The sequence below is a fragment of the Endozoicomonas sp. Z74 genome, assembly GCF_057680865.1.
In genome coordinates, this window is the sequence record NZ_JBLYZI010000140.1 from 1 (window position 1) to 11,214 (window position 11,214).

Sequence of the window (11,214 nt, forward strand, 5' to 3'; positions counted from 1 at the left end):
CTTATCAGTGAGCGAGGAGAATTTGGAAAACAGGGCTTTTGCAGACATCGAAAGACAGGAAAAACCCTGATTATACAGGCTGTTTCTTGATGGCGCTGTTCAATTGGTGATCATGTTTTTGCCCTGAGCCTCCCTCCTTCTGGTATTTCACTGACTGAAAGTGATTGAATAACTCGACACTCTCATCCAGCTCATAGCCAAGGGCAGCAACATATTCGATGGCCCGGATATCCGCTTCCTTTTCCTGCTCGCGACTGAAAGAGGCGAGGTTCATACCCGCTGGAATATAGGCAAGGCCTGTCCCGAACAGCAACAGGTCCGCAACATGAGCTGTGACCACCGTATTACGGGCATCCAACCGCCCCTGATAACTGTGCCTCTCAACCACATGGGCGATCTCATGGGCCAGGACATGGGCCAGCTGTGCCTCATTTTTCAGTTTTGCCAACAGTCCTACATGGAGATAGATATTGCCATTGGGCATGGCAAAAGCATTAATGGACGGGTTCTTGACGATATAAAAATGAAACTCCGGAGTTTCAGCTTCCATCTCAGGCACCAGAGAGAGCCCCACTTCATTGAGATAATGATTGGCTTCGGCGCTTTGTAAAATAATCCCCTGGCGCAACATCTTCTCATGGGCCTGACCGGACTGGGTTAGCAGTTTTCTTTCCCGTTCAGTCGTTGCATAACTGTGGCTGGAGTCGGTCAGAGGCTTAACCATTGACGGCTGGGAAGCACACCCCACCAGAAAAGATAAAGCGATCGCAGTGATAACTGCTTTTATTTTCATTGGCCTCTCCATGGATAACTCTGCCCACCCGCTAAACAACCATAAGTATTTACACCTACAACAAGCCAGACAAAACTAACATGACTTCCTATTTTCTCAAGAGCTAAAGGCCTTTTAGAGAGACTTTTTTTTGCCTTTTGTATACACAGGCCATTATTCGATGTTTCTTTATACTTTTCCCATTTCATTCGATGATTAATCGGACAATAAACGGATTTTGCCCCACCCTCCTCGATCATCAGCTTTTTTGCCAAGCACTTATAAAAGCTCATTTTGGTGGAAAATTTCAGGCAGAATACTGGTATGATCCTGTTTCCTGATCAACCTTTGACCAGTTATGGAACTCATTCTGCGTACCAGCCTCTAAACAAGATCGCTCCCTATCCATACTGGCACCGTTCACTCTCCAGCCCGGTTCGTGGCTGACATCCGTGAATGGAAAACTCAAAAAGAGACAGAAGTACCATGACTGCATTGTTCGTCAAACAGCTGACCACCCTTGACTTCAGCTACCTCAATCCTGAACGTGGCCTGGTTGGCGAGACCTGGCTGGTGGATGTAACACTGTCAGGCGATCTTGACGAGCAGGGAATGGTGTTTGATTTCGGTCATGTGAAAAAACAGGTCAAGGCTTCCCTGGATACCCTGGCTGACCACCGCCTGCTAGTGCCCATGGCGACCTCAGAAACTGAAATTGAACGGAGTCATGGCCAGTTGACCGTCCGCTTTCAGGGAAAGTCGGGAGACATTGTCTGCACAGCCCCAGCTCAGGCCATGCTTCTGGTCGATGCTCAACAAATCACTCCTGAAACCCTCAAGCCCATACTGGAAACAGAGCTGTTGAAAGAACTGCCAGACAATGTGAAAGGGGTCAGCCTTCATCTCTACCCGGAAGAAATTGGTGGTGCCTATTACCATTACAGCCACGGTCTGAAAAAGCATCTGGGGGACTGCCAGCGCATCGCCCACGGGCACCGTTCCCAAATAAGGGTGTTTGTCGACCAGCAGCGGGATCAGGCGCTGGAGGCTTTCTGGTCAAAACGGTGGAGGGATATCTATATCGCCACCCGGGAAGACCTGAAGGAAACCTTTCATGTTGGCCAGACAGAATACTGCTGTTTCAACTACACCTCAGGACAAGGGTATTTCGAGCTAAAAATCCCCAGCTCCGACTGCTATCTGATGGATACCGACACAACGGTAGAACTGCTGGCAGAACATATGGCGGCTGAACTTTCCCGGAAAAAGGGCCAGAACAGGGAAATTGAAGTCATTGCTTTTGAGGGACTAAACAAGGGCGCCATCGCCAGCCTCCCTACGCGCTAATGCCTGCTGGGCTGAAATGCCCCCCTTTCAGGCGACTCCATATCTTTTCATGAAAGTGAAAAGCCACTGTATTTACCGCTGGTTCAACCAGGGCCAGCGCCCCACCAACCCAAAGATCGCCCGTCATCACAAAGCCTACGGTAAAGGCAACGCAGAAGTGGACTGCAGCAAAAGAAGCGGTTTTGGCCATGGTTTTACTCCCTGTGAGTTGAATGCTTGGGGGTATTATATGAGAATCATTATCATTCAATGAATTTAAATAATAAAATCAAGTCAATAGCTGCTCTCTATCAAGGATCAACTACGCTTTCTTTATCAGTAGAAAAAGGAGGTTCCCATGTCACCGGAAGAGATCAATAACCGCCCTGTCAAACCCAACCCGCTCCAGGATCCCGAATTAGCCCCTTCTACCCAGGAAGTTGCAGAGCAAAAGGTCGAAGTCAATTTTACTGAAGCCCGCAGTCATATGGAGGAAATGCTCCAGATGAACTACGGTGTCGTTCACGAACTGCTTGGACAAATTGCCGCCATTAACCCTTTCCGCCCCGATTCCGCCATGGGAAAGCAACCTGAAGTCGCCGCCACAGAGGCCAGCAAGTCGGTTCAATCCGCCCCTGTCGCTCCGGTAGGTAAAGCCAGCGCTTCGGCTTATATGGCAGGCCTTCAGCACATCAATGATGCTTTGACCAACCACGATATGAAGCTGCAACAGGTGTTTGACCAACTGGCCCTGTCCCGTTCCGGAAGAAAGCCCGACCTGTTCAATCACGGTGTTGAATACGAAAGATTAATGTCCTTTATCCACCAGGCCGAAGTCCGGCTGCACCATCTGGAGAGCCTGGTACCAGAAACGCTCCCGGAAAACACCGGTTTATCCCTGAAAGCGTTGATGCCGGAGTTCAGTGAAGGAATCCGACAATACGATGCCGGTTTTCAACAGTTGCTGATGGCCGTCAGAGAGAAAATCGACCAGGCAGAGAAAGCGGGCGCTCGCTGATCAAACGGTTGCTGGTCCACCGCTGTATTGCCCTGCTATAAAGACTCGATAAACGTCAGCAGATCCCGGCGCTGCTTTTCCTTAAGCTTCAGAACCTGATCTCTGGAACCCTGGGCCTCCCCCCCGTGCCAGAGGATAGCCTCCATCAGAGTACGGGCCCTTCCATCATGGAGAAATCCCGCTTTTTTGTTGACGCTCTTGCTGTGCCCGATTCCCCAGAGCGCAGGGGTTCTCCATTCCCGGCCACTGGCCAGAAACTCCGGGCGGTGATCCGCGAGGCCTTCCCCCATATCGTGTAAAAGAAAGTCGCTGTAAGGCCAGATCAACTGATCGGCCTGCTCCCGCTCAATCACCGTCATGGCCGTCTCCGACTGACTGTCCATGGATGCGGTCCGGAAGCTGGGAGTATGACATCCCTGACAGCCCACCTCATAAAATACCTTTTTGCCCCTGAGCACCGGCTTTTCCCTGGCGTCATTTCGAGTGGGCACCCCAAGATTCCGGCTGTAAAACACCACTTTATCAAGCGCCTTGTCCGATACCTCCGGATGTCGGTCAACGGTTTTTTCAAGACACTCTTTCTGGAGTGGGGTACAGGGATCCCGGGGAAACAGGCTGGAAGTAATTCCCAGATCACCATTGAAAGCCCCAGCACTTTGCTGCCTTAATGTCGGTGCCCCGGCTTTCCAGCCAAACCGACCAAGGGCGGTTCGATGCTTCTGAATATCCCAGACCCGGTTGGCCCTTCCCGAAATACCGTCCCGATCATGATCATCGGGGTCTTCATTGGCCAGCAGAGCCGACTCCGGAATGGCTTCCAGTAAACCGATGCCGATCATGGAGGGGGTAATCCGGGCTGACATCATCACTCCCTCAGCCATAGGGCCATAACCCAGATCCTCAACGGTGAACACCGGCTTTCTCAATTCCACCGCGGTGCCATCGTCAAACTGAACCGTTGCATAGGAATAACTCACCCGAACTTTCCCTTCCGGCCTGAGCCCCGAAACCGCAAAGTCCTGGAGCTGCCCACCATAAAACGGTTCTGGAATCACTCCTTCTTTTTCAAGACGCTGCCTGTCGTCGGCCGTTTTTGCCGGTACGCTCAGGCGAACCAAGAGGGATGCCTGGTTCAACTGACCATCTTCCGGGGCATGCCCACGCCCGTCACGTATATGGCAGCTTTCACAGGTATTGGTATTGAACAGAGGGCCCAGGCCATCACGACTGTCATTCTCTCCGGGAGCCGGTTCCCAAGGCTCCCGGAACAGGCTGTTCCCCAGATGAAAGTCCATTCGACGGTTGACCGGCATATTGGCCGAAGGCAGGGCAAATGAGTTAAACCCGGACACCGACACCGATGCAGCGCCCCCCGGCAGCTCTTCGCCCTTTTGATAACCTTCGTAAACTTTTGGTTCAGGCTCATGGGGTCGACAGCCTTGCAGGCCAACCAGAAGCCCACCTGAAATAACCCCCAGAATACCCTTCAGACAAAGCCGGATGAATGTCACCCGAAAATTGATGTGTACCTTGAACGCCATAAGCCCTTCCAGCCATCCGCACCTACTTGCATTTCGGCTGAAAACCCTGGGACTCTAGGGATCAGCTCAATTTGGCGGTTAACCCCACAGACATCATCCGGATCCCCTCCCTCAGATCGAACCGGGTACCGGTCTCTGGACAGTCCATATCCAGCCCTGCGAGGTAGAGGCTGGCCAGGCCATGCACCAGAGACCAGCAGCTGAGCGTTGCGTTCCAGAGCTGCTCTTCTGAGCAGCCTTTGTCTCCATCCGGCATCATTGACAGGGAATCTGCAAGAGCACTTCGCAAGTGAGATATACCGGCCATACCGGCCATTTTCAGCTCTGGATATTGATCTTTCTCGGTGAGGATCGGGCCAAACATGAGCTTATACAGATCCGGGTTTTTCCTGGCGAAGTCAATGTAAGCCAGCGCCAGCTCAACCAGTGGCTCTTCCCCCCCGCTAGCAGGGCTGACAGCAACAGCCGATGCCAGCTTCTCGCTGAATTCGTCAAACCCCTGGGTAGCCAGGGCCACCAGCAAGGCTTTTTTATCCGGGAAATGGCGATAGGGCGCCGTCTGGGAAACCCCTGCAGATCGCGCCAGTGCCCTGAGGCTGAGCGTTTCCGGTCCCTGTTCGATTAACTGCCTGCGGGCTTCCGCCAGCAGGGTTTCACGAAGGTTGCCATGGTGATAGGGCGTCATAATCAAACACTGTCTTTTGAGGTAAAAATGCGCAGGCCCAGGCTGTCATTTCAATGTGGCTGCAAGTCACCCCCATCGTGAACCATCATGTTATATACGTCAACATTGTTGACAGTGAACACATTATTTCCGTAGGATATTCCCTGACCATAACAACAACCACTCTCTCAGCACGGGGCTGCCAAAATGATTGCCATCAAGCAGACACTCTTCACTGCAGCTTTTTTCATGCTGATCATTTCCAGAGCTTTTGCAGAAGGAAAGCCCCCCCTGCCGGTGGAAGTTCACCCGGTTCACTATCAGCAGTATGCCAGGAGTATCAATACCAGTGGCATTCTGGCCTACAAATCCCAGCAAACGCTTTCCTTCAAAACCGCAGGCCCTGTTGACCAGCTTCAGGTGGAAGCGGGGGACACCGTCAAAAAGGGTGAGCTCCTGGCCAGCCTGGCTCTGGATGAAATCAATGCCCAGGTTGACGAAGCCAGTGCCCGGGTGTCTCTTGCCCGAAAAAATCTCAAACGTTATCAACAACTGCACGACAGTAACGTTCTATCCCTGGATAAACTGCAATCCTCTGAGACCGACCTGGCCGTGGCAGAAAGCAAATTACGCATTGCCCGGTTTAACCGGACCTACTCCAGCATCAAAGCGTCTGCCGATGGCCTGGTACTGGATCGAATGGTTGAAAAAAATGAACTGGTGACGGCCTACCAGCCGGTTATGGTGCTTGCGGACGAAAGTCAGGGCTGGGTTATCCGGGCCGGGATTACCGATGAAGATTTTGTCAGGCTTTCACTGGAAGACCCCGCCACAGTGCGGTTTGATGCCTTGCCCGGGGAGACATTTACCGGCCAGGTCACACAGATGACGCCCCTTGCCCGGCAGGAAACGGGCACCTTTGAAATTGAGATAACGCTGCCAGCGTCCACCGACCGGCTCCGTTCGGGCTTTATTGGCCAGATCGAAATACACCCAAAGTCGGTTAACAGGCTGGCACTGGTCCCCATTGAAGCAGTGATCGGCATTGCCAGCGACCACCAAACGGCCAATGAACGACAGAAAGCCAAAGTTCTGGTGCTGGATACTACCGGACAAAGAGCTGAAGCCAGACAGGTTGAGCTTGAGTTCATGGAAGGGGGGATGGCCGCCATTCGCAGCGACCTACAACCCGGTGACCTGGTCATTACCACCGGCAGTGGCCTGTTGCGTAATGGCGAACAAGTCAAAGTGGTCAAGGGAGCCGTTGCACCATGAAACTGCCAGCCATTGCCATTCACAACCACCGATTCACCCTGATTGTTATTCTTCTGCTGGTTGCCCTGGGCATGGTATCCCTGACCTCAATGCCCCGCTCAGAGGATCCTCAGTTCGAATTTCCCGCCACCATGATCAGGGTGGTGTATCCGGGAACCAGTCCAATGGATATGGAAAAGCTGATTGTGGACCCCATTGAAGAGGCCATTAATGAGCTGGACGATATCAAAGTTTTGAAATCCAATATTGAAGACGGACTGGCAGTGATCCAGGTGGAGTTTTTATACGGCACCGACCCCCAGGATAAATACGACGATGTTCTATCAGAGATCGCCCGAATACGGGATACCCTGCCCGATGACATTGCGGTTCTGGCGGTTGATAAAATCTCCCCGGTGGATGTCAATATTCTCCAGGTTGCCCTGATCTCAGACCAGCAGAACTATCTGACCCTGAAAAAGCTGTCGGACAAACTGGAAAAAAGGTTTGAACGGCTACCTGGAGTCAAAAGGGCCACCGTGGATGCCCTGCCAGAGCAGCAGCTCCATATCGACGCAGATCTGGCCAAAATGAAAGGGCTTGGCATTGCCATGGAAGACCTGATCCAGGCGATCAGGCTTTCCGGTACCAACCTGCCAGGAGGCCATACCCTGGCCGGAAAGCGCCGCTTTACGGTCCGGACCAGTGGGGACTTCCGCTCTATTGAGCAGATCAACAGAACCGCGGTTCACTCCAGCCCCGGAAACATCATCTATGTAGAAAATATTGCCCAGGTGGGTTTCGGTGATGCCCTGCCCACCCACGAAGCCCGCTATAACGACCGGAAAGCCGTTTTTATCAGCGTGGTACAAAGGGAAGGAAGCAATATTTTTGAAGTCATGAAAAGCATCAAAGCGGAACTTGAGCGCTTCCAGAACACCTTGCCCGAAGGCGTTGAAACAGCCCTTGCCCACGACCAGACCGAGTCGGTCAATGAGCGAGTCACTGAATTCTTTAACAGCCTGTTGCAGGGGCTGGTTCTGGTTGGATTAATGACTCTGTTGCTACTGGGTGCCCGCTCTGCCATCGTCATCACTCTGGCCATTCCCATTTCGGTGCTGATTGGCCTGGCCTGGCTGGACCTGGCCGGTTATGGCCTGCAGCAGATGTCCATCGCCGGGCTGGTAATTGCCCTTGGACTGCTGGTGGATAACGCCATTGTCGTGACTGAAAATGTCGGCCGGTTTCTGCGCCAGGGTTACTCTCCCAGAGAAGCGGCTGCCAAAGGGGCCAGTCAGGTGGGGTGGGCTGTGGCCAGTGGTACCTTAACCACCGTTCTTGCGTTTGTCCCGATTCTCGGGCTTCAGACTGGAGCGGGCACCTTTCTGCGCTCAATGCCAGTGACCGTGATTCTTACGCTGATTGCGTCACTATTGATTGCCCTGACCTTGACGCCTCTGCTGGCCAGTTTTTTCCTGGGGCAAAAGAGCGCTGCAATCTCGGCAAACCATCCGCCGTTTCTGCTGAAAAAGGTGCATCACTTTGCCTCAGGCCCCTACCGTTCCCTTTTGATGTCTGCCTTAATCCATCCCTGGAGAGTCATCATTATTGCCCTGCTGATTCTGGCGGGCTCCATTGCACTTGCTGGCCAGCTGGGAGTCAGCCTCTTCCCCAAAGCGGAAAAGCCCATGATTCTGGTCAACATTGAACTGCCAGAAGGGGCCGGTTTTGATCAGACCCGGGCCATGGCTATCCGAACCGAACAGCTGATCAAAGAATACCCGCTTGTTCGCTCCATCAGCACCAATGTGGGAAAAGACAACCCACGGATTTACTACAACATATTCCCCAAACGACAGGTGCCTAATTATGCCCAGCTGGTTGTGCGACTCCACACAGGGAAGCTCAGTCAGGTGGAACCATTTGTGGATCAGCTGAGACAGCAATTTGCCCAAATTCCCGGGGCACGGATTACCGTCAAGGAGTTACTTCAGGGGCCTCCCTATGAGGCCCCGGTATCCATCCGGGTGGTAGGCGATGATCTTAATCAGGTTCTGGTCGCCTCCCGGGAGGTGGAGAAAGTAATGGCCAGTACACCGGGAACCGTTAATGTGGACAACCCACTGGATAAACCCAAGGTGGATCTGCACATCCATATTAACCGGGAAAAAGCCGCCATGACCGGCGTTTCCATCCAGGCCATTGATGAAGTGGTCCGCGCCAGCCTGGTCGGCACCACGGTCAGCCAGTTCCGGGATGAGAGTGGTGAAGACTACCCCATTCTGGTTCGTTACCAGGGTCAGACCTCCCTGAACGAAGAGCGGCGGCCCAGAATAGAAGACTTTGATTACATGATGGTGAAATCCATGAGCGATCAGCTGATTCCCATCAAACAACTGGTATCCCTGGAGCTGAAAAGTGCCCTGCCTCGCTTCCAGCATCATATGACCGAACGGATGGCCCGCATTACTGCAGACCTTCAGACCGGTTACCAGGCAGATCCGGTGACCAACGCCATTATTGAAAAACTGGATCAATACCCCTGGCCTGAAGGGGTCACTTATCAGGTGGGAGGCGAGCAGGAACAGAGAAAAGAGTCTTTCGCCGGGATGACCAAAGTACTGCTGATCGCCCTGCTTGGCATCTTCGCCGTTCTGGTGCTGCAGTTTAATTCATTCACCCAGCCTGCCGTTATTTTTGCCGCGATCCCCTTTGCGGTGACCGGTATGGTTCTGGCGCTCTGGCTGGCGGGATACACCTTTTCATTCACTGCCTTTATCGGCCTGACGTCCCTGGTGGGCATTGTGGTCAACAACTCGATTATCCTGGTGGACTATGCCAACCTGCTGCGTAGAGAGGGCAAAAGCCTGAAGGAAGCCATTATTGAGTCGGGGCAAACCCGCCTGCTGCCGATTTTATTGACCACCCTGACCACCATTGGTGGCCTGCTGCCCCTGACCCTGTCCAACTCGGTGATGTGGTCACCCATGGGCTGGGCGATTATCGGCGGTTTGATGGCCTCGACCCTGTTGACACTGGTGGTGGTGCCTGTGCTCTATCTGCTCCTGAGTACAGAAAAGTCAACCTGATACCTCCTCAAGAAATCAGGTTCACAGCCCAAATAACCTTTCGAACTCATACCTGGTTTGGTTTTCCAGGAATATGGAGATACACAAATTTAAACCTCAACGCGTTTGAAAATGCACCTTTCTGTTTCATGTTTTGAACTTGTGCAAAACATGAAACAGAAAGGGTGCGGCCAGAAACAGAAAGCGGTTTCTGGATATAAACCTCGCCAAACCCCAGACCTATAAATATACACTTTCCAAGTTGGTACGGTTTCATAGTGCTAACAAAGGATATATTTTATTTATTTGGTAAAGACTCTCATATCCCACCAGTTGTATGTGGGACAGCGCCCCCCCCTTAAGCAATAAGGGCCTTCAGGGTTTTCCGGACGCCCACGATACTTCAGCAACCGGGAGTTAATGTACCGATCAATAACTGACTTAACCTGACGCATTCCCGGGTTTTCATCCTGTTTAATTATCTGCTCCACGTCATGCCTTATTTCATCTGTTAACCAGTATGGCAAGATTTCTTCTTCCTGAAGAAGGGAAGGAAGGTAACGTCCAAGCAAAAAACTCCGTTTAAATCCTGCCCTGAACCCACCTATTTCAACTTCTTGAATACGCTCTCGAAGCTGGGTCATATCCTGACCAGGGATATCAAACCGAGCATTTCCAGTAAAAATAAAGAACACTCTTGAAATATCTTGATCTCCTTCCAGGTATTCACTTCTAAAAGTTCCCGTATCCTGTTCTGTTAGCTCCAGAGCCTGAGTCAACATATTCACATTTCCTGTATTGAAAACCCTGTCAGCATCATCAAAAATAATAACGGGATTAGTGATACCATGAGTTTTCATACATTTAGAAATGAGTCCGAGCACTCCCTTATCGTCACGAAGTGCCTCAGAATGTTGAGACCCGAGAGGCTGAGCACAGTAAGGAAGCCCCATGGATTCTGCAAGTTTTCTTGCTAGCCGAGATTTTCCTGTACCACCAGGCCCCAATAAAAAAAGGGTCGATTTTGTTGACCTTGAAGTCAGCTCTTTTGAGTTGGCATTGACATAGCGATAAACTGTTTCAACCAATTCATTTTGTATATTTTCGTCGTATCCCAAAAGCAATTCTTTCAAACCTGCCTGATCAAAAACAGGAAGCTTATAACTCCCTGGCATGGGACGATTAAGCGCATCATCAAGGTAACTAATCCCCTTCGTTCCTTGCATCCCTTGCGTTCCTCCTCCGTTTCTCATGCTAAAAATCACCTGTGCAATTTTATCCCTCTGGTAGGAATTTAAACTATGGTACCCAATCAAAAACTTGGCCTCGAGTTTATCAAGCTCATCATCACTAACAAGAAATGGAATATAACCTCCCAAGCCAGAAACTGATATTTTTGCAATATGCCACCCAGATTTAAAAACATCTGTAAATGATTGAGTTAGGCGCTGTTCAAATTAAGTGTTGCTCTACCCAATGTATAGAAACTTGATCTAAAAAAGCCTCCTCTGAGAAGAGTTGAGTTTTAAGAAACCTTTTCCACCCGAGGTAACGAGACAGGTATTTTGTTG

The 11,214-nt window shown here is 51.4% G+C and carries 9 protein-coding genes; 4 read left to right on the forward strand and 5 right to left on the reverse strand.

The genetic code is table 11. The features are described from left to right. Positions 1–70: 70 nt before the first annotated feature. Positions 71–793: a M48 family metalloprotease gene (locus ACNRUY_RS24190; RefSeq protein WP_488114238.1), complete on the reverse strand. Its 723-nt coding sequence runs from the start codon at positions 791–793 to the stop codon at positions 71–73. A 465-nt stretch (positions 794–1,258) separates the two neighbouring features. Between ACNRUY_RS24190 and ACNRUY_RS24195 the strand changes: the two genes are divergently transcribed. After that, entirely contained in the window at positions 1,259–2,119 is an 861-nt protein-coding gene (locus ACNRUY_RS24195) for a 6-pyruvoyl trahydropterin synthase family protein (protein WP_488114239.1), read from the forward strand. On the opposite strand, the gene ACNRUY_RS24200 is transcribed toward ACNRUY_RS24195, so the two are convergent. Further along, positions 2,109–2,309 (reverse strand): DUF2061 domain-containing protein, encoded by a 201-nt coding sequence (locus ACNRUY_RS24200; protein WP_488114240.1) that lies wholly within the window; start codon positions 2,307–2,309, stop codon positions 2,109–2,111. The two genes, ACNRUY_RS24195 and ACNRUY_RS24200, sit on opposite strands and share 11 nt — an antisense overlap. A 147-nt stretch (positions 2,310–2,456) precedes the next feature. Here ACNRUY_RS24200 and ACNRUY_RS24205 point away from each other — a divergent pair, with 147 nt between their 5' ends. Beyond that, entirely contained in the window at positions 2,457–3,116 is a 660-nt protein-coding gene (locus ACNRUY_RS24205) for a hypothetical protein (RefSeq protein ID WP_488114241.1), read from the forward strand. 35 nt (positions 3,117–3,151) lie between these two features. Here ACNRUY_RS24205 and ACNRUY_RS24210 read toward each other — a convergent pair whose 3' ends face one another. Both ACNRUY_RS24210 and ACNRUY_RS24215 read right to left on the reverse strand, forming a co-directional pair. After that, entirely contained in the window at positions 3,152–4,657 is a 1,506-nt protein-coding gene (locus ACNRUY_RS24210) for a di-heme oxidoreductase family protein (RefSeq protein WP_488114242.1), read from the reverse strand. A 61-nt stretch (positions 4,658–4,718) separates the two neighbouring features. After that, a complete protein-coding gene (locus ACNRUY_RS24215) occupies positions 4,719–5,342 on the reverse strand; it encodes a TetR/AcrR family transcriptional regulator (RefSeq protein WP_488114243.1) in 624 nt (207 codons plus the stop codon). A gap of 186 nt (positions 5,343–5,528) precedes the next feature. Between ACNRUY_RS24215 and ACNRUY_RS24220 the strand changes: the two genes are divergently transcribed. Further along, positions 5,529–6,596 (forward strand): efflux RND transporter periplasmic adaptor subunit, encoded by a 1,068-nt coding sequence (locus tag ACNRUY_RS24220; protein WP_488114244.1) that lies wholly within the window; start codon positions 5,529–5,531, stop codon positions 6,594–6,596. Beyond that, positions 6,593–9,664, forward strand: a complete 3,072-nt coding sequence (locus ACNRUY_RS24225; RefSeq protein ID WP_488114245.1) for an efflux RND transporter permease subunit — start codon at positions 6,593–6,595, stop codon at positions 9,662–9,664. Before ACNRUY_RS24220 ends, ACNRUY_RS24225 begins: the two co-directional genes overlap by 4 nt. A 281-nt stretch (positions 9,665–9,945) precedes the next feature. Here the strand turns inward: ACNRUY_RS24225 and ACNRUY_RS24230 are convergent, their stop codons facing one another. Beyond that, positions 9,946–11,022: an AAA family ATPase gene (locus tag ACNRUY_RS24230; RefSeq protein ID WP_488114246.1), complete on the reverse strand. Its 1,077-nt coding sequence runs from the start codon at positions 11,020–11,022 to the stop codon at positions 9,946–9,948. Between the last annotated feature and the right edge of the window lie 192 nt (positions 11,023–11,214).